Annotated in this window: 12 protein-coding genes and 1 pseudogene; 2 read left to right on the top strand and 11 right to left on the bottom strand. The window is 58.7% G+C overall.

Going from position 1 to position 19,175, the window contains the following annotated elements; all coding sequences use genetic code 11:
* Positions 1-103 precede the first annotated feature (103 nt).
* Entirely contained in the window at positions 104-1,225 is a 1,122-nt protein-coding gene (nolL, locus tag AB7245_RS07185) for a nodulation factor fucose acetyltransferase NolL (RefSeq protein WP_439034078.1), read from the top strand.
* Positions 1,226-1,231: 6 nt separating this feature from the next.
* Here nolL and AB7245_RS07180 read toward each other — a convergent pair.
* The 11 genes and pseudogenes from AB7245_RS07180 to AB7245_RS07130 all read right to left on the bottom strand — a co-directional run bounded on the left by AB7245_RS07180 (position 1,232) and on the right by AB7245_RS07130 (position 12,900).
* Positions 1,232-2,180 (bottom strand): IS630 family transposase gene (locus AB7245_RS07180; protein WP_439035712.1). Its coding sequence is split into 2 segments (ribosomal slippage): positions 1,232-1,843 and positions 1,845-2,180, totalling 948 coding nucleotides; the frame shifts between segments, so codons are not numbered across the junction.
* Positions 2,181-2,598: 418 nt separating this feature from the next.
* Positions 2,599-3,788, bottom strand: a pseudogene (locus tag AB7245_RS07175) (IS91 family transposase).
* 56 nt (positions 3,789-3,844) lie between these two features.
* A complete protein-coding gene (locus AB7245_RS07170; protein WP_439034077.1) occupies positions 3,845-4,708 on the bottom strand; it encodes a site-specific integrase in 864 nt (287 codons plus the stop codon).
* 382 nt (positions 4,709-5,090) lie between these two features.
* A complete protein-coding gene (locus AB7245_RS07165; RefSeq protein ID WP_439034076.1) occupies positions 5,091-5,630 on the bottom strand; it encodes a pantoate--beta-alanine ligase in 540 nt (179 codons plus the stop codon).
* Between the two features lie 204 nt (positions 5,631-5,834).
* Entirely contained in the window at positions 5,835-6,707 is an 873-nt protein-coding gene (gene panB, locus AB7245_RS07160; RefSeq protein WP_439034075.1) for a 3-methyl-2-oxobutanoate hydroxymethyltransferase, read from the bottom strand.
* Positions 6,708-7,528: 821 nt separating this feature from the next.
* Positions 7,529-8,794 (bottom strand): adenosylmethionine--8-amino-7-oxononanoate transaminase, encoded by a 1,266-nt coding sequence (locus AB7245_RS07155; protein ID WP_439034074.1) that lies wholly within the window; start codon positions 8,792-8,794, stop codon positions 7,529-7,531.
* Positions 8,791-9,423, bottom strand: a complete 633-nt coding sequence (bioD, locus tag AB7245_RS07150; protein WP_439034073.1) for a dethiobiotin synthase — start codon at positions 9,421-9,423, stop codon at positions 8,791-8,793. The genes AB7245_RS07155 and bioD overlap by 4 nt, the downstream gene beginning before the upstream one ends.
* Complete coding sequence (locus AB7245_RS07145) at positions 9,420-10,574, bottom strand: 8-amino-7-oxononanoate synthase (RefSeq protein WP_439034072.1); 1,155 nt, start codon at positions 10,572-10,574, stop codon at positions 9,420-9,422. Before AB7245_RS07145 ends, bioD begins: the two co-directional genes overlap by 4 nt.
* 84 nt (positions 10,575-10,658) lie before the next feature.
* Positions 10,659-11,012, bottom strand: coding sequence for an aspartate 1-decarboxylase (gene panD, locus AB7245_RS07140; protein WP_231144112.1), 354 nt, complete (start codon positions 11,010-11,012; stop codon positions 10,659-10,661).
* Between the two features lie 51 nt (positions 11,013-11,063).
* Complete coding sequence (gene bioB / locus AB7245_RS07135; protein WP_439035711.1) at positions 11,064-12,059, bottom strand: biotin synthase BioB; 996 nt, start codon at positions 12,057-12,059, stop codon at positions 11,064-11,066.
* Between the two features lie 421 nt (positions 12,060-12,480).
* Positions 12,481-12,900 carry a DUF7694 domain-containing protein gene (locus AB7245_RS07130; RefSeq protein ID WP_439034071.1) on the bottom strand — a complete coding sequence of 140 codons (420 nt, stop codon included), beginning with the start codon at positions 12,898-12,900 and terminating at the stop codon, positions 12,481-12,483.
* Positions 12,901-15,722: 2,822 nt separating this feature from the next.
* Here AB7245_RS07130 and AB7245_RS07125 point away from each other — a divergent pair.
* Positions 15,723-17,297, top strand: coding sequence for a hypothetical protein (locus tag AB7245_RS07125; RefSeq protein WP_439034070.1), 1,575 nt, complete (start codon positions 15,723-15,725; stop codon positions 17,295-17,297).
* Positions 17,298-19,175 lie beyond the last annotated feature (1,878 nt).

The raw sequence follows: 19,175 nt of genomic DNA, 5'->3' as shown, positions 1-19,175 counted from the left end.
TATTCCCCTTCCAAAAACTCCCGCCATGACCTTTCGTTTGGATCAAAAATGAGGCAGAAGAAGCGGACAACGGGCCGCCGGCCCGTCAACAACAGATATCTAGATGTTTGATACATCGCTACCCCTGACTGGAACGATCGTCCCCAGTTCGCGCACCGCAGAGGCAAACGATCGAGATCTAAGTTTAGATTTCGCGAAAGGTGCACTCATTGTTTTGGTGATTGTTGGGCACCTGATCCAGTATGTCATCTACCGAGACGACGGGTTTTGGTATTCGCCGTACTACAAATCGATCTATATGTTTCACATGCCACTCTTTATGGCGATAAGCGGATATCTTTCTTCTCGATCGCTGCTGCAAAAGTCGTTCACTCAAGCCGCCAGCGACCGTGCGAAGCAGCTCTTGCTGCCGATGCTGTTTTGGTGGACGTTCATGGAGACAGCGAAGTTAGCGGCATTGTGGCGCGCGACCAGCCAAACGAGCGGACTTTTGGAATTTGTCGAAGATCTCGCTGGCACTTACTGGTTCATCTGGGCCACGTTTGTTTCCTACCTTCTCATCAAGATTTCTACCAGGCTCAACCACGGATCGTGGGTCATATCTGGCTCAGCCATATTGGTCGCACTCGCACCTCTGACATTCTCCATATCACCCCTGATCAGATTCACTTACCCGTTCTTCTGCTTCGGCTTCTTGCTTGCTCAGTCGCGAGAACGACGGACGAGTACATTGCGACATCACAAGCCGCTCCTGATTTTGTTTCTCTCGATAGTGACTTGCATGTCCTTTCTAACTTGGAGCAAGGACACTTATGTCTACAATAATCTTGGGGTAATTCACGATTTTCGGTCGGCTAAAGACGTGCTTCTGATGTTTGTTGGCTCCGCAGCTGCTTCAGCAATCGCTATCGAACTCCTGCTGCAATGCTGGAGCTTTGGCCATTCAAATCGAATGTCCCGCTTTATCGCTGTGGAGTTGGGCCAGACCACGCTGCTGCTCTACCTGGTCCAGGGGACTGTGTTCCGTCTCATGGATTACATACAGTTCGGAGAACTTTGGGATCTCACGACCCGGTTGATCATCGCGGGTATGCTCGGAGCGGCGATTATTGCGACCGCGCTAACGATCCGCTCGATTGTTCGCGGCGTTCCATATTTGTCTCAGCTCGTCCTAGGAATGCCGCCACGCTCAGGTCTCTCGCAAGCCAAACCTGCAATGAACTAGAGCGTTTCATTTTTTGATGGAAGCGTATCCGGCATTCACGAAGTAGTTGCTGCATTCGCCGGGCAGAATGCTTGTGACGAGGTGGCCGATGTGGTCGCAGGCGTCGTCGATCGTGCGTTTCTGTGCGATGCGCATCCAGTGCTTGATCTTGGCGAAGACTTGCTCGATCGGATTGAGGTCGGGTGAGTACGGCGGCAGGTACCACAGCCTTGCACCGGCTTTCCGGATCATCTGCCGGACGGCCGGCGACTTGTGGCTACCGAGATTATCCATGACGACGATGTCGCCCGGTTTGAGCACTTTGACGAGTTGCTGTACGACATAGGCGCGGAAGCTTTCGCCGTTGATCGGTCCGTCGAACACGCATGGCGCAGTGAGCTGGTCAGAGCGTAGGGCACCGAGGAAGGTCAGGGTTCGCCAGTGACCGTGCGGTGCAAAGCCGCGCAACCGCTCGCCCTTGGATCCCCAGCCGCGCAGCGGGGCCATGTTGGTCTTGATCCAGGTCTCGTCGATGAACACCAGGCGGTTTGGATCGAGGCGATCCTGCAAGCTGCGCCAGCGCTGCCGCCGCCGCGCGACGTCGGCGCGGCCCTGCTCAAGGGCGAACAGTGTTTTTTTTGAAGCTGAGACCTTCGCGTCGCAGAAAGGTCCATACTGCATGATGCGAGACTTTCACGCCTCGCGCGGCAAGTTCGTCCTTCAGCCCGTGCAGCGTGAGATGCGGCATCTGCCTGATCCGCTCCACGATGAACGTGCGATGCGGCTCCAGAACCGGCTTACGGTGACCGCCCATCTTGCCCGGCGCCACCGAACCCGTCGCGCGATAGCGCTGCCGCCACTTCACGACGGACCACACTGCAACATCGAACCGGGCCGCCACAGCATGGCAACTCTCGCCGGATTCCACCGCCTTTACAGCTCTTTCACGAAGATCATTCGAAAGAGGTCGGACCATCCGATACTGGCCTCCGATCCAGCCAGCATCTTGAATCACAAACCGCCGCCCGACGGAATCTGGAGGGTTCTGTGAGGTCGCGTTCACGCGATGGTGCGGCAGGTGCAGTTGTGCGACCTCATTGAAGCCGGATTGAACGAAGGCGCGGGCGGTTATGCGCGGTTTTGCAGCTATGGGGATTGTTGGAGATCGCGAGGTCCGGTCTGCCGGCTCGGCGTGTGCGGCAGCGACACGAGATGTGCGCATCGGCAATGGATTGGGATCAGACGCGCTTTGCGAGCGGTGGCGATCGGCGGAGCGCTGCATCGGGCGGTTGTTGTCGCACAATGTGGCAGCACGGATTCGACAGCGTCCACGATGATCGAGCCGCTGGGAGTGGGATGACACATGATGATTGTCGTACATGGCATGAGCTGGCTCACGATGTGTCGCACTGGAACGGTGATGTTCGAGGGCTGGAGCAATTGAAGCTGTGTCGAAAGCGCTCGACGATGCGCATGACGCCGCCACAATCGGGACAGGGAGGAACCTCGGCCCGCGTCGGAGGGTCCGAACTCACGGGCGACGCCTCAATATTGTTTGGCGCTGTCCGCTCATGATCAAGAAGGGCACGGCAAAGCGCGAGCCTGGCGGCGCGATGGCGGTTAGCCATGAAGCCGAAATGGCGGATGCGGTGGAAGCCGTCGGGCAACGTGTGAAGAAGGAAGCGGCGGATGAACTCGTCGGCCTTGAGCTTCATGATCTTTGTCGCGCCGTTCTGGCGGTAGTCCTTCCAGGTAAAGGCGACGTGATCCTCGTCGAGGGCTACGAGCCGGCTGTTGGCTATTGCAACGCGATGGGTATAGCGGCCGAGATAGGCCAGCACCTGCGCAGGGCCGCCGAACGGCCGCTTGGCGTAGACAACCCAGCTGATGCGCCGCAGAGCGACGAGATGAGCTGCGAAGGCAGCAGGCTCGGCCAGGGATGCGAGATCGCCGAAGAAGTTCAGGGTGCCGGCGTCGAAGGCGGCGGTCAGACGTTCGAGGAACAGGCGTCTGAACAGCCGGGCGAGCGGTTTGACGGCCAGGAAGAAGTTTGGTCGGCTGGCGATCCAGCGTGTTCCATCAGGTGACGGGCCGCCGCCCGGCACGACACAGTGGATGTGGGGATGATGCGTTAGCGCTTGTCCCCGGGTGTGCAGGACCGCGACGCCGCCGATCTCCGCGCCGAGCCGGCGCGGATTGGCAGCAAGCTCGTCATCGCCTGGGCGGCGGCCTTAAACAGGATGGCATAGACTACGGCCTTGTTTTGGAAAGCAATCGCGGCGATCGGTGCAGGAAGCGTAAAGACGACGTGGAAGTAGGGAACCGGCAGCAGGTCGGCTTCTCGCGCGGCACGGCACGCGGCTCGGGCTGGCCCCTGACACTTCGGACAATGCCGATTCCGGCAGGAATTATAGGCGATCCGCGTCATGCCGCAGTCATTGCGGGCCTCGACGTGGCCGCCGAGCGCCTCGGTTCGGCACCCAACAATGGCGCTCACCACCCGCCGCTCGACGCGACCGTGATGACCGGCATGGTCACGACGATAGGCGTCGCCATGCCGGCGCAAGATATCGGCAATGTCGATGGCGGGTCGGTGCGGGCGGACGTCGGGGGGTCATAAGCCGGATCCCGGAGCCGTTGTCATGCCGGTGGCGTCACCTCCAGCGACAGGCGGTCGAGCGGGCTCTGGGGCGCCCGGATCGTATGGGTGGCGACCTGCGTGTAGCGCGCCGTCGACGACGGATTATTTTGCCCGAGCAGAACCTGGATGATCCGGATGTCGATTCCGTTCTCCAGAAGATGTGTCGCGAAGCTGTGGCGCAGCGTGTGCAGCGTGAAGCGCTTGGTCAGGCCCGCAGCCTTGACCGCCGAGCGGCAGGCGGCATGCAACACGGTCGGATCAATCGGGTGACCTTCGTCACGCCCAGGGAACAGATAAAGCCGCGGCCGGGCGAGCCGCCAGTAGGTGCGCAGGATGCCGAGCAGTTGGGACGACAGCATCACGTTGCGATCCTTCGCGCCTTTGCCGTGGCGCACCTGGATGACACCGCGGGTGCTGTAGATGTCTTCGATCCGCAGTCCCGCGACCTCGGAGGCCCTGAGTCCGGCCGCATAGGCGGTGGTGAGCGCGGCGCGGCTCTTCAGGCTCGACACCGCCTCGAGGAACTGCACCACTTCGTCGGCGCTGAGAACGACCGGCAGCTTGCGGGGCTCTCGCGCATAGGGAATGCGCTCCGGGATGAGCGCCTCGCCGAGCGTGACGCCGTAGAAAAACCGTAGCGCACAGACGATGATCTGGTTCAGCGCCGGCCATGAGATGTCGGTCGAGACCAGATGCACCTGGAAGGCCCGGACGTCTTCCAGCTCCAACCGCTCAGGCGATCGGCCGAAATAGCGGCTGAACTTCGAAACCGCGCTGATGTAGGATCGCTGCGTCGCCGGCGACAGATTGCGGACTGTCATATCCTCGATCATGCGGCGGCGAAGAGGGCTCAAATCGGCCATCTCAATACCCTGTCTGAGGGGGGCTCCAACACCCACATCCTCTCCGCCAGGAGGCGATCTACGCTACCTTGCCCCTCACGCCGCGGCAGCGGCTTCGTTCAATCCCTCCCGATTCAATCAATCGATGAACCGCTCTAGCTGTATGCATTTGATCGTTCGAGTACGGCAGGGTGCCGATAGCATCGACTTGTGACGCCGCTCGAATAGCGTTCGAACCCAGATCCGGCGGCGACGGCGCGCCGTCGAGCCGGTGATCGGCAAAAGAGCAACCCGATCGAAGCGTGTATTGCTCGGGGTTTGTATTGCACCGGCGAACTCAGCCCATTGCCGTCCATCCAAATACGGTCGAGTGTCCTAAGATTCGCTTCGCTGTACCGGTCGTCTAGCTAGCCGCCAGTTTTCGACCCAGATCTGGCGATCGAACCCAATCCAACCACACTCGGCGAGATGGTTCTTTGAGTGCCGTACTGAACCCGAGACGTCCCAGTCGTTCGAATCTCCGTCTCGACCCGCAGCTGCCCGAAGTAAAGGGCCCTCGGCAACCAACAAGCCGTTCTTGTTCGATGAGATGGCGGTCCGATTGCTCATCGCGAGCCTGTCGGCTTCTCACCGTCTCGAAACGGTGAGGATCTCGATCGAAGGATTTAGATTCACGACCATGCGGCGCACGACCGCGCGTTGTTGAACCCTTTTCTCCAATGCACGCGACAATGGGCTGCACGATCCTGATCAGCTTGCACACGTACTTCGCAACGCCGCGAAAATGCAAGCGTGCAGAGGCTTGGCGAGTTCGCCGGTTCGACGAGGTCGCAATAAAGCCGGACAAGTCTCCCGGGATCCGGCGCAGAGACGATACCGACCGCTTCGCAGCGCGGCTTCTCACCGTTTGGGAAGTCACGAGACTATCTACCGAGATCCTCATTTGGTCTCAACTGGGGCGGGTGCGAGGAAGGTGCTCACCACGGGTGATATCGGAGGTCGTCGAGCTTTCGGCCAGGCTAGATGGCGCTCGTGCGGGCAACCTATTGTCGCAGCGGGCCCGCCTCGCTATCGGACTGGCGCTTCTCTGCATGGACGCCGCGCAGTCCCCCGACCGTACTTGCTAGTTTGCATGTTGGACCTTGCACTAGCTTGACTTGGAAGGCAACCAGTTAACGACCGCCTCGCGCAATCCGTCCGGAATCCGATATGACTCCTGCGGCGCAGGGAATGCTCCGCTGCGGACATCAACTGCCCAGCGCGAGAGGCCCTCCTGCAGCAGCTGATGGCCCTCTACATAGACACGCACGAATTTGGGATAATGACTTCCTGTGAGCCCCAACACGTCGTGGAACACTAGAACTTGGCCGGAGCAACTTGGACCCGCTCCGATCCCAATCGTTGGTATGGTCAGAGATTCAGTCGCTCGGGCAGCGAGCTCGGCCGGGATGCCTTCGAGGACAAGAGCAAAGCATCCGGCCTGCTGTAGCTGGTGCGCATCGTCAAGCAGACGTAGGGCATCGTTCGCGTTCCGACCTTGTACCTTGAAGCCACCCATCGCGTTGACGCTTTGTGGCGTGAGACCAAGATGGCCCATCACGGGAATTTCGCAATTCACCAAGGCTCGGATCATCTCGACACGCTTACTCCCTCCCTCAAGCTTGACGGCGTCGGCGCCACGCTGCAGGAAGCCTCCAGCGTTGCGTATCGTGTCGTCGGGACTGAGATGAAAGCTGAGAAACGGCATGTCAGCTACAAGCATGGCGCGAGGCCTTGTTCGCGCGACCGCCTCCAGGTGGTGATTCATCATCGCCATGCTGACCGGTAAAGTGTCGTCAAACCCAAGGCATACGTTGCCGACGCTATCGCCAACAAGAATGACGTCGACGACAGGATCGGCGATACGTGCCGTTACCGCATCATAAGCCGTGGTCATGACAATGGCGCGCCTTTCATCCTTGCATCGTTGCAGAACTGGAATCGTGACGCGCTCAACTGACAGCTGCGAAATGTCGCTCATGTTCGATCTGACCCGGCCCCGCATGTCTCTGGACATGGCCTTTCCCTTGGAAGAGCAAAAGATATCTGTCAATAGGGAGGCCGAACAGGCGCGTCACTGAGAAGTTGGAAGGCACAAAGTTTCCAATGATTGCGCAATCAGCAAATAAGATCTTTCAAGATGTTGCTCCGCGCCGTGGTTCTGGGACTCACCATCCGAACATTCTGCGCGTCAAAACGGCGGCCTGGAGACGACGCACGCGAGCGGCGACAGTAGATGTCCTTATGAGGCTTCGATCTACGTCTCAAAGCCCACGTCAAGGCGGCATGTCGATTTCTTATCGCTGCTGATTGGCTTATGGCGCTCAAAGGGCGGCTTCGGCACATTCCGAAGCCCGGGCGAGGGAAATAGGAAAGATGCACCAAGGCTCGCGCGGCTGCCGCAAACTCCAGAATGCGGATGACGTGTCCACCATCTTCGCGCCGTAGCCGCCTGATAAAACCTGCCGTCCAGGCAATCTCCTCTAATCGAAATAACGGAAGAACTTCCGCAATAGGCCGCCACCAATGGGCGCATAACTTCATCACCTTGTGCCGCATTCGCGCGGGTCATCCACACAGATGAACGGGTACCCAATCGCGATGACGCGATCGGATTGAAACCGAACGCACGGTGACACTGTGGACCGGCCTGCGGTCGCCCGGCCGTGCGGCACCCACATTGCAGGACGCGAGGCAACAATCGTCCATTTCGTATGCAGTCTATGGCAAGGTTCTCTCAAGTCGTTCGAGAAGCGGACGACAGCTCAGAATCCTTGATCTTGCGCCCCCGCGCGCGCGTCTTCAGACCAGCGCATCGGCAGCGTCACAGATGCCTGCATATATTTCGCCTAGGTCTCCTGCTGTTACGCAATACGGCGGCATCACGTAAATCGTATTACCGAGTGGGCGCAGCAAGAGATTGCGGTCTTTAAAGGAGGCGTGAAGCTTCGGGCCGACGCCTGCGAGATAGCCGGTATCTCTCGTTTTCAGATCGAGTGCTGTGATTGTGCCGCAACGGCGAACGTTTGCAAAGCGCGGATTGGCGCGCAATGCTTCAATTGCCTGCTCTTGCATGGTTGCGACCGCAGCGATGCGCTGGTGACATTCCTGATCTTTCCACAGATCCAGGTTAGCCTTGGCGGCGGCACAGGCGACCGGATTTGCCGTATACGAACTCGAGTGAAAGAATGTGCGCGTACGGTCTTTTGAATAATGAGCATCGAAAATCTCTGCCCGGCAGAGTGTCACGGCGAGCGGCAGCGCCCCTCCCGTGAGACCCTTCGAATAGCACGCTATATCCGGCACGACATTGGCCTGCTCACAGGCGAAGATCGTTCCGGTGCGGCCCCAGCCCGTCATGACCTCATCGGCAATGAACAGGACGTCCGACACCTCGCAGATCCGCTTCATCTCTCTTAGCACCCAAGCTGGATACATCAGCATTCCGCCTGCCCCTAACACCAGGGGCTCGACAATAAAGGCCGCGGGATTTTCGTTTCGACATGCTGACTCAAGCGCATCAAGCGTCGCCTGCTCACGACCGCTCGCAGGGAATGGGATTGAGGTCACGTCGAACAGGAGGGGTCCGTACGCCGCGTTGAAGACACCGCGGGCACCAACCGACATCGCGCCGAACGTGTCGCCGTGATAGGAGTGCTGCATGACAACGATGCGCGTTCGCGGTTCGCCTATATTGTGCCAAAAGCCGAGTGCCATCTTCAAGGCGACTTCTACGCTGGCTGAGCCACTATCCGAGTAAAACACATGGTCGACGCCTTGGGGTGCGAGTTTCAAAAGGAGCCGAGCGACCTCTTCAGCCGGATCGTGCGTGTAGCCGGCGAAAATGATTTGGTTCAGCTTGCCGGCCTGTTCCTGAATCGCGCTCACGATCTGCGGATGGCAATGGCCGTGAGTGACGACCCACCAGGATGAGATTGCATCTATGATTCGATGATCATCCGCAGTGTAGAGATAAGCACCGTCGCCACGCACAACCTTGGTCATCTCGTTGTCAAGAGCATGCTGCGTGAATGGATGCCAAATTGGCCACCTCTTGTTTGGCATCATCGCTTGAAATCGCCGGGGATAAACGAGCCCTTGAAGACAGCCTGTAGGCTGTCTGCCGTCAGAGGAGAAATCCAGGGCAGCCGTCCTAACCAACGCACCCGCGTGATGTCACAAATTGCGCTCTCAGTTTCAGCATTTCTTTCCCCGACGAATGCGATCCCAAGAATGTCGATCTGGCGCTTTCTCAAGGCCTCTATCGATAGCAGGGAGTGATTGATGGTCCCGAGTAGCGTGCGGGCGCAAAGCACGACGGGAAGCCGCCACCGCTCGAAGACGTCGACGTAGAGTGCGCTAGAACTCAGCGGCACCATCAGCCCGCCGGCGCCTTCGATGACGAGCGGTCGCTCCCCGGTATCCGGCACAACGAGCGAATCGGGATCGATGCGAATTGCGTCTATTTCGGCGGAATGATGCGGGGAAGCGGGCGTTCTAAGGCGGTAACGCTCCGGAACGATCCGATCGGCCGAGAGACCGCCCAGTCGAGCGACCAGTTGGCTATCGGTCTCATCTTCAAGACCGGCCTGAATTGGTTTCCAATAATTCGCGCCGAGAAGCTGGGCAAGGCCTGCCGAAAAGACAGTTTTGCCGATCCCTGTATCTGTGCCAGTCACCACGATCCGCTGACTCATCGAAACCCGCCCCTCGTCTCCTCAGCGAGCGCATCGAGCATCGCACGCACCTCATCCTCTCCGACGTTGAGCGTCAGTGAAATTCGTAAACGGGCCGTGCCGGCCGGCACGGTTGGCGGTCTGACTCCTCGGATGTCAAATCCGCGAGCCTGTAGGGCGGAGGCTAACCTCATGGCGCAGGCATTCTCGCCAACGATGTAGGGCAGGATCTGCGAGTTCGAAGGACTTCTCTCGCCTCGCGCAACCATCTCCCGATGCGTGAATGCGACAAGCATCGCCAACCGCTGTTGGCGCTCCGGCTCCTCCTGCAGGATCAACAGAGCCTCCCGTACGGCCGCTGCCATTAAGGGCGAAGGGGCAGTCGCGAAAATAAACGGGCGACAGCGATTGATTATGAAGTCGCGCAGCACGCCAGAGGCGGTGACAAGCGCGCCGGCAGCTCCCAGCGCCTTGCCGCAGGTATGAACAACGAGGAGATTTTCGCGTCCTTCATAGGGCGCAGCGAGCCCTCGTCCCTGCTCGCCGTAGACGCCGGTGGCATGAGCCTCGTCCACAATCAAGAACGCATCGTGCCGGTCCGCGATCGCGAGCAGGTCTTCAAGCGGTGCGAAATCGCCGTCCATGCTGTAGAGGCTCTCGACTACGATCCAGACCTGCCCGGCTCCGCCCGCAGTCCGCCAGTCGCAAATTGCGCTTTCGACAGCCTGCGGGTCGTTATGGGCACTGATTCGAAACGCAGCTCGGCCAGCACGCGCGCCTTCGCGAATACTGGCGTGAACCAGGGAATCAAGGACGAGCAGGTCGTCCCGTTGCGGCAGCGTTGTCAGCACCGCAAAATTTGCGACATAACCACCGCCGAAGAAGAGCGCGGTCTGCGCCCCGAAGAACCGCGCCGCTTCTGCTTCGAGGCATTCGTGCTCCTCGCAGTTGCCGCGCAGAAGCCGTGATCCGCCGGCTCCGATCGGAGTACCGGCTTCGAGCGCAGTGACGATGGCTTTTTTCATGCGCGGCGCGCTCGCCAGGGCCAGATAATCGTTTGATGAAAAGTCGATTCCGGTGCGCGGCCTGAGACTGCGCAGGCGGTCGTCTTCTTTAAGCGCATCCAAGCCTGCCATGTAGCTGGCGAATTTCGCGGCAATGATGGAATTCATTCTTCACTCGCTGAGCAACGATGGACGCCGCTAAACTCCAACCGGCGGCGAAGAACGGGGTCTTCCCACGTTGGCTGTTTGGATTCAAACCGGCAGGATACGATTGTCTCGATCAACCAGCACAATGCGCGGCCTGAAGATTCTTGCATCCTCCTCGTCAAATGACGCGTATGCGACGATACTTATCTTATCTCCGGGCATCGCGAGTCGGGCCGCCGCACCGTTCACGTCTACGGTGCCGGATCCTTGTGGCGCTTCTGTCACAAACGTTGCAAAGCGTGCCCCCGTCTCGAGATTGTAGAGCTCGACGCGTTCGTTGATCAAGATATCGGCCGCGTCCAGCAGTGCGCGATCAATCGAGATCGAGCCTTCATAGTGCAGGTCGGAGTCAGTTACGGAGGCGCAATGAATCGTTCCCTTCATCAAGACAATCTGCATTTCTCACCTACGTTGATCGCTTGCACGCAGCACCTCTATTGTTCCGACAATCTAAGCGAGTCCAGACGTAATGCCGAGCCGGGCGAACAAACTTGCGTCACGGTCAAGTTGAGGGTTTTTGGTAGTCAGCAACACATCGCCGACAAAGATGGAATTTGCCCCCGCCAAGAAGCATAGCCCTTGGAGTTCATCAGTCATGTACTGGCGCCCGGCAGCCAACCGTACGACGCTCTCGGGCATCATGATCCGCGCGGTCGCGACCAGGCGCACCAGGGCAATCGGATCTGGACGCTCCGCCGTGACCTTCACCGGCACGCCATTCACCTCGTTCCAGAGGTTGATCGGTATGCTTTCCGGATGGTTGGGAAGATTGGCGAGCAGTACCAGCATGCCGAGACGGTCCTCGACCTGCTCACCCATGCCAATAATGCCGCCGCAGCAGACTTTGATGCCCACCTCGCGCACGTGTGTAAGAGTGTCGATCCGATCCTGCAAGGTCCGGGTAGTAATGATGCTGCGATAGAACTCCGGCGACGAGTCCACGTTGTGATTGTAAAAGTCGAGGCCGGCGTCGGCGAGCCGTGCGGCTTGCTTTGGCGTGAGCATGCCGAGCGTTACACACGTCTCCATGCCAACACGTTTAATGGCGGCAATCATGTCGCAGACCTGATCGAGGTCGCGGTCCTTTGGACTGCGCCAGGCCGCGGCCATGCAGAAGCGAGTCGCCCCGGCCGCCTTGGCGCGCTGCGCGGCGGCGACCACCTCAGCGCGATCCATCAAGCGAGTCGCCTTCAGGCCAGTGTCGTAATGCACGCTCTGTGCGCAGTAGGCGCAGTCTTCAGGACAACCGCCGGTCTTGATGCTGAGCAGGCTCGCGGCTTCGACGTGGTTTGGGTCGAAATTGCCACGATGAACGGCCTGGGCCCGAAATAGGAGGTCGGCAAATGGCAGCGCGTAAAGCCCTTCCGCCTCGGCACGTTCCCAGTCGCGGCGGACCGGCGCGCCGTTGCGGCCGCTATTGCCTTCGACTTCCACAGCATCCCCCAAGACTTTCGCTCGATCTACAGACGAAGCCATCGTGCGCAGCTCCGCAAAAGCAACACTCTTGCCCGGTATTAAACGAGAATTATCGCCGAGTTGCGCCGGGATGGCGCTCATATCAGGCTTAATAGCCGCCTCTCACGCAGGATTTCCTCGCAGCATCGAGGCACGCGCAACAACATTCCTCGACGCGCCTCACTCGGGCAACTAGCCAATGCGTACAGTGGTTGCGCCCCATAGGTCCTTTGTTGCCTCCCGCCGCCTTCTTGGCGGGTCTGTCCATCATTAGGTCACCTGGGCTCCATCGACGGTGTGCTCGTCGCCCATGACTGTGGTGAGCAAATCCGTCTGGAGTCTCGAAGATGCTCTGCGGGAACAGCAGAGTACTTTGCCGCCGCTCGATTTAACACCGACGCGGCGAGATCCACTATGACACCGCACTCATCTGCGCAAACAGAATTGCGGCTTCAGACGGTCCGAGCCCGACGATGCCCACGAAGGCTGCCGGAGGCATCGGAATGACCTGACGTGTCGGCCTCCAGAGATGCAGGCAATAGCGACTATTGTTTACATACTGCGAACGAGGAGGATGCAGCTGCATCACGCATTCCTCCTGATCCCAAAACAGATCTTTGACGAGGCACATTTCATCCCAGTTTGGAGAACGCCTTGGCGTCGACACAGAGACATGCTCCCATCCCGGACGGACGAAGCCGATGATCTTGAGTTGACAGCCACAAGGCCCCTGCACGTAGAAGAGACCGGAAGGACCAGATCCCGGTGCGGTGGCAAATCGGCCGTCGCGGACGCGCCCCGCCTCGAGTCTTTCTGCAATTTGGCTCCTCACGCGTTCTCCTTCTTTTGGCCGATAGAGTGGACTCCGGCACCACTCGTGTCGTCCGAATCATACATCGAGCGGCTGCCACCCCGGCATGGGAAACCCCAAATACTCCTGATCATCTGCACCGAACTTATCTGGATGAAGAACATCGGCTCTGTCCGGAATCGTCCACCGGAGAGTTCTCTTGCGGTTGGTCTTTCGACTATGATTTCTACTTGTATTTTCTCGTCATGCGTGACTTCGTTGCGAACTTGCCTCATGCAGACGATCCGTGCAGACACCTACGATGGTTTCGCTACGCAAGCCGCGTCAGCGGGAGCTGACGCTCGCCTCTTCGCCTAAACAAGTCCGCAACGTTATGGCGTTGAGCTAACCGTGTTTGGTGCAAGATGCCAGAACTCGACTAAAACGCCTCACAGCCAAACGGCGGCGGAAGCCAATTCGCTTGGGATGATCCGGCGAACCTACTTTGTCACCCAAAGACACGTCGCCGGCTTCAGCAGATGATGCAAAGCGACGCCAATGCTTCGCCAATTCGTCGAGCGAGAAGCATGTAATTTCGCTCTTGCGACGATCCGACGGTGGGCTTTCATCTCATTCCTTATGTCTGACGGTTAGCCGGCTTGCCGCCTCAGACACCGTCAATGCGTCATCTATGTGGCCGGCGAGACTGATTTACAATTGATTCACGGCCAGAGGCTCGGACGCGCGGACGCGCGGACCGCACGCATTCAGCAGCCTCCCTCTTTGGCGTTACCGCATGAGGGGCGTTTCGCAGTTCAGCCCTAGAGCCGTCCAACGGAAATGCTTCCGCTGCGATCACAACGCCTTTGACCTACGATGCAATCGTCCGCTCCCGCGGCGATCAGAACTGCCCGTCAACCTCATTTCTTTGCCGCCCCTCCGCGAGGCGAGCCAGCTTATCATATTCCTCAGCGACCTTGAGGAGCCTGCATCTGGATGTGTCGTCCTCGAGCGACTCCGCTTTTATTCGCGTCGCTTCCGCACGGCCTCGCCAATGTTTGGCGTCTGAGAATGGCTTTTTCTGCTTCATGCGGAAGACGATGCAATTTTTAGATCAAGAAAATGCGACACACGCCCTACGTAGGATCCCGTAGGCTGGCTTTCGCAAAAGCACCTCATTTGCCGTTATCTGCCATCCGCTCTGTCAATGTCTGAGATGCGACAAGCCGCTCGCAACAAACGCAAGCGGGAGTAAGCTTCATTGCAGCCTTCTCAGTTAAGAACGCCCGATTGGAAACGCCACGCGGACCGAGGATGATAGGCGAGATTGGGCTTCACTAGTGGTTCGCGTCAAATTCTGCGCGACATGCGCGACTCTCGACATAAGGGGCTTGAATCGTACGTGGCGTCAGATTGTAGAGTCTTCTTGTAGCTGGCGACCGTGCCTGGTCGCACAACAGCTTCCGGGCGACACAATTGAGAGTGTGCCATTTTTGGAGTTCAGATCGCAGAACGCCCGCGTTCCCCAAACGCCGCAGGCCGCCTCCACGGTATGTGTCGCGATGAAACCAGGGCTGCAGGAGAACCGGATGCTAAGATCGGAGCAGCATCGTCGCGTGACGATTGCTCGATTTGAGAGATTGCGCACGACGAGGTCGCCATTCCGGAGATCGGCGCCTCGCAGCCCAGAGTGGAATGGAAATGATCCCCGCCGCGAACCTGCAAATGGCTTTCCCACACCGAAACGGGGCAGCTGTAGGCATACGCTACGCCTCCTCCTATCGCGATGTTTTCGCCATGCCTTGCTGGAACGATTGGGCCATCCTACGAAAGCTGGTCGGATTGTGAGCTGCCTCACAGCTTGGTGAGCGATCCCAGGAGTGTTCCGGACTTAGAAATTACCAACGCTTCGTCGATATTCGGATCGAAAACTCAAGGAGCCGGACTCCATGCCCGCGTCATTCGCGACGCAACGATCGGCTCTTGCATGGGTCGCATGTCGGATGACGGCTCCCCTATGGTTGTCCTGCGGCCCTGAGCGAGCAAAGCATCAATTCAATTGCGCACAGGGTCGCCTTGGCAGCTTTTGACGATTGAACAATTCCGTCCCGGTTCCGATAGCAGGTCATATTGCGTGCCGTGGCAGGAATGACAAGACCGCGGATCTACGAACTGAAAAAGGACCGCGTGAACCGAAGGCAGAATACGTATGGATCCTGGATTCTCGACACTGAGCGCTACCCGATAGCCATCGTTCGTGCCGTTGCGACGCCTACCACTTTAATTCCTGCGCGGGCGAGCGTCCACGATCGCCTGCCGATGGCTTGGGAGCGACATGCTTGCACACCGGACGAACTTCGCCTCTGTCGCGGACCGCGTGAGGCCATCGCTGCAGCCAGCTTGAGTGAGCAAGGTCGCCATTTGATTTCAGTTCGATATCCTGGTCAGGGAGGGGTCGGCAGATGACACGCTCTGGACAAGCAGCCTCGCTCGACCGGCTCCCGTTGGAGCAGCACGTTCGCGTTGAACACTCAGAACCACCAAATCGAACGATGGCCACACTCGATGAGCTTCTCGCAAGGATCGGCCATGCATGCTGTGGTCACGACGTATGTGCATTCTCACGTTCACTACTAGACGATACCCAGCAGCTCACGAGATCAAATCGACCGCGCTTCCTGCGAAAGGCCGCGACTGCCTTCAGAATCGCATTTGTTCCACGGTTTGAGGTAGACATCCGCCTCAAGCAAGCATCGGGATACGCCACGATATGTAATGAGCTCAGCCGCCAGTCTGGAGGTCAGGCAGGCGCGGAACTTTGCAAAGCTTTGGCAGCTCGGCTCTCGCGCCTTGATCACGCACTGATGGAACAAGTCGGCTTCAGATCGCTTTCGCTTTTCGCATGTTCATTTGGTCGCCACTCTGCCTCTTCCGAATGCAGGGATGGCACGATCAGAATTGCTGAACTTTGTCGCGATACGAGCGAGACCCTCCATGACCTTACCGGCCTGCACTTGTCGTTGCTGGTAAACGGCTTTAGCAAGTGGCCGGATCAACCGGCGCTTCGTGAAGCCGCGGTCAAGATCGCGACTGAGATCATTTGCCGGATGCGTTCCGACGATCGTCTCTCAGCGTTCACTCAGCAGCATCTCGCAACGCTCGTGAACGGCTTCGGAAAATGGCGAGGAGCTGAATGCTTTCACGCGGCCGTTGCCACGATCGCAGATGAGCTTCTGCGCCGAAGCGATCGACTCTCTGATTTTACTCAGCAACAGCTGGCGAGTCTGGTCAACGTCTTCAGCAAATGGCCGGAAGCGTCGAGTTGTCGCAAAGCAGCGATCGCTATCAGCAACGAGCTTCTGCGCCGCTCCGATCAGCTCTCCGATTTCAGTCAGCAGCGACTGGCTAAGCTCGTAAACGGATTCAGCAGGTGGCCGGGCGAGTTCGCGCCTCGGCAAGCCACAGTCAAGCTCGCAGGTGAACTCGTTCACCGCGCGCTTTCCGTCGGTCAGCTCGGTGACTTCACTCGCCATGAACTGGCGAGTTTGGTCAACGGCTTCAGCAAGTGGACGAACGAGGCTGCCTGTCTAACGGCTACCGTTGCCATCGCGGATGAGGTCATCCGTCATACTCGCCGTGCCGAGCGCCTCTCTTGTTTTCGCTACCAGGAACTCGGCATGCTGGTAAACGGTTTCAGCAAATGGCGGCAGGACACGACCTGCCGCCGAGCCACAATTGAAATTGCCGATGAAGTGCTCGCGCGCAGTCGCGTCGCCGACGGAGTCTCCTGCATTACTGACCAGGGACTGGCGAACCTCGTAAACGGCTTCAGCAAGTGGCCACAACAAGCGTCTCTTCGCGATGCAACGGCCGTGATCGCCCAGGAGGTCGTTTGCCGCGCCCGCCGCGCGGGTCAGCTCTCTGAATTTACGCCGCAGGGACTGGCTATTCTCTTGAACGGCTTCAGTAAATGGCCAACAACGGTTCCACTGCGCGAAGCTTCGACTGCAATCGCCTACGAGGTCCTTGGTCGGGCTTGCCGTACCGACGGGCTTTCTCATTTTACGCATCGAGGACTGGCGATCCTCGCCAACGGCTTCAGCAAGTGGCGGCAAGAGGCGAGCTCTCGCCATGCGACAGTAGCCATCGCGGAGGAGATTCTTCGCCGCACCTACCAGATTCGTGATTTTAGCGAGCAGGAGCTTGCCCAGCTCGTGCGAGCGTTCGGCAGCCGGCCGGAAGAGGTCACCTCTCGCGAAGTCGTAGTCGTGATCTCCGAGGAGGTCCTCCGCCGTCTTACCGAGACTGCTCGTTTCACCGAGCAAGAGTTCGCATACCTGGGGAACGGGTTGACCAAGTGGCCCGAAGTGGCGATCTGTCGTCGAGCCGCTGCGGCTATCGGCGATTTGAGAGCGCTGCGTGACGGACAACGAACATAATGTCATCCGTCGTCTTACAAAGAGAGAACACGGCACCGCTCTTGTGAATGCGGAAAGGACCGCGCCGCTCCAAAGGATGACAATTCAATGCGGGACCACGCGAGCAAGTCCCGCAACCAACGGCAGCACACCTTTATGAGCGAGGCGATCGTGATAGGCGGAAAGATCTGTTCGCAACTTCGTTCAGCGGAGCGGATTTCCGATGGTACTTTCAGCCATTAAGGCGAATGATCCGGAAAGCTTTTCGCACAGCGGGCGGGGCTATCGGAGCGCCCTTGCTCCTGAGATCTTCGGCGGGCCGGCGGCAGTAAGGCCATGCGGATTGTGTGCGGCCTCGATACTCTGGAAGACGCCATTGTCGGGACGCGTATTGAGAGCGCGGTCCCTGGGGCAGCCGGCTCTACGTCGAACGATACATTGGACGGCCGCGGCATATCGATGTGCAGATGCTCGCCGTGATCCGTTCAACGTCGGTTCGAGAAGCGCACCGAGGCGGCGCCATCGAAGGCATTGTCGCCAGAGATGCGTCAACTGGTCGCTCACGCCGGACCCCCCTTCGGGTGCCTGGATTGCCTCCGTGCGCGTCTCGATCGTGGTTTTCGTTTCCGGGACTGGCGACACGGCCTTCGGGGTATCAATGGCTTCTGCAGCTTTGGCTACCAAGTAGAATGTTCAACTGATGACCACGTAGTGTGCGAGCTCAGACCTCAAGGAAGTCTCGATCTATGCTCTGCCCGAAATGTCACATAGAAAGCTGGTGCGAGATCGCAATGCACGTGGACTGGCCGGCCGGTGATCACCTGCAATACCTGCGGTGAGTATGCCGAGTACGATTGCCTCCAGCGCAAAACGGCGCACGCGATCATCGCCGCCACGTTGGCCTGTAACGTGAGCATAGAGGACCAGCGCGATCCGCGGGCGGTTGCTGATAGACTTTTGGATGCGCTGGAGAATGCCGGCCTAACAATCGCTCGCGTCCCAAGATGAATGGGAGGAACGCCGATCGGCGCCGCTACGAGGCCCTGGCGGCCCATCAGAGAGCATGGCCAACTGCGCCGCTCGTTCCATCAGCCGTCTGATTGCCTCCAGAACCGCCGTCTTTCCCCTCGGCCGATCTGGAGTTGCACCCCACATAGCAACTCTTTGGTACCAACCACGATTGTAGCAAACACGCCAATCGGGACCCAAGCCGCGATACTCAACGGGACCAGGGCTGAGCACCGCTTGGGCGGCCTTTCCAACGTATGACGGCCAGGCAGATCTTCCCACAAGTATCGAACCTGCAATGATCGTTGACCTGACGTAGCCTGGACCTGACGGCGCATTTCGAGGTCGACAGTTCAAAGTTGTCGAGAACGGTCGGAATTGGCTCATTGACCAGAATAGCGCGCTGCCGTTTGTCTCATTCTGCCCAGCCGCCGCGGCCCGATAAATCGATAAATCCCGGGAAGCAGCCCCATTGAGATGGTGACAGCGGACAGCTCGGCTGGGGAGGCGAAGCCAATTCGCACAGACGCGAGAGAGCATTCTAGCCACGGACGATTGATTCCGCCGGCGAGGCAGCTCCTATCCCATAGACATTCCAAGAACTTCATTGGCTCGCGTGGTCACTCGTTGCCGGTGACGAGCAGCCTCACTCTGAGTGCGTCGCTAAGCGCGCACATCTGAGCGGACCTGAGCTGCGCGGTTCCGCAGACGACGAATACCGAAAGCCAGCTGCTTTTGGTGAAGCGCCTACCGCCCTCCTCGCTTTGCGGTCGGCTCCTGGCGAACGAATACGAGTTTGACATATTCACGCGATAAGACCGCAGGGGGATTGAACCGCACGTAGCGTCAGATTGTAGAGTGCGCAGCCAGGTAGCACCAATCTTCGGTCGC

It is taken from the genome of Bradyrhizobium sp. 604_D8_N2_3, from assembly GCF_051810765.1.
GTDB lineage: Bacteria > Pseudomonadota > Alphaproteobacteria > Rhizobiales > Xanthobacteraceae > Bradyrhizobium > Bradyrhizobium barranii.
This window is presented reverse-complemented; position numbering and strand designations above follow the sequence as displayed.

Excerpts from the sequence above, each read along its gene's own strand:
- nolL (WP_439034078.1), top strand. The coding sequence starts at position 104 with ATGTTTGATACATCGCTACCCCTGACTGGAACGATCGTCCCCAGTTCG.
- AB7245_RS07170 (WP_439034077.1), bottom strand. The coding sequence starts at position 4,708 with ATGGCCGATTTGAGCCCTCTTCGCCGCCGCATGATCGAGGATATGACA.
- AB7245_RS07165 (WP_439034076.1), bottom strand. The coding sequence starts at position 5,630 with ATGAGGATCTCGGTAGATAGTCTCGTGACTTCCCAAACGGTGAGAAGC.
- panB (WP_439034075.1), bottom strand. The coding sequence starts at position 6,707 with ATGAGCGACATTTCGCAGCTGTCAGTTGAGCGCGTCACGATTCCAGTT.
- AB7245_RS07155 (WP_439034074.1), bottom strand. The coding sequence starts at position 8,794 with ATGATGCCAAACAAGAGGTGGCCAATTTGGCATCCATTCACGCAGCAT.
- bioD (WP_439034073.1), bottom strand. The coding sequence starts at position 9,423 with ATGAGTCAGCGGATCGTGGTGACTGGCACAGATACAGGGATCGGCAAA.
- AB7245_RS07145 (WP_439034072.1), bottom strand. The coding sequence starts at position 10,574 with ATGAATTCCATCATTGCCGCGAAATTCGCCAGCTACATGGCAGGCTTG.
- panD (WP_231144112.1), bottom strand. The coding sequence starts at position 11,012 with ATGCAGATTGTCTTGATGAAGGGAACGATTCATTGCGCCTCCGTAACT.
- AB7245_RS07125 (WP_439034070.1), top strand. The coding sequence starts at position 15,723 with ATGGAACAAGTCGGCTTCAGATCGCTTTCGCTTTTCGCATGTTCATTT.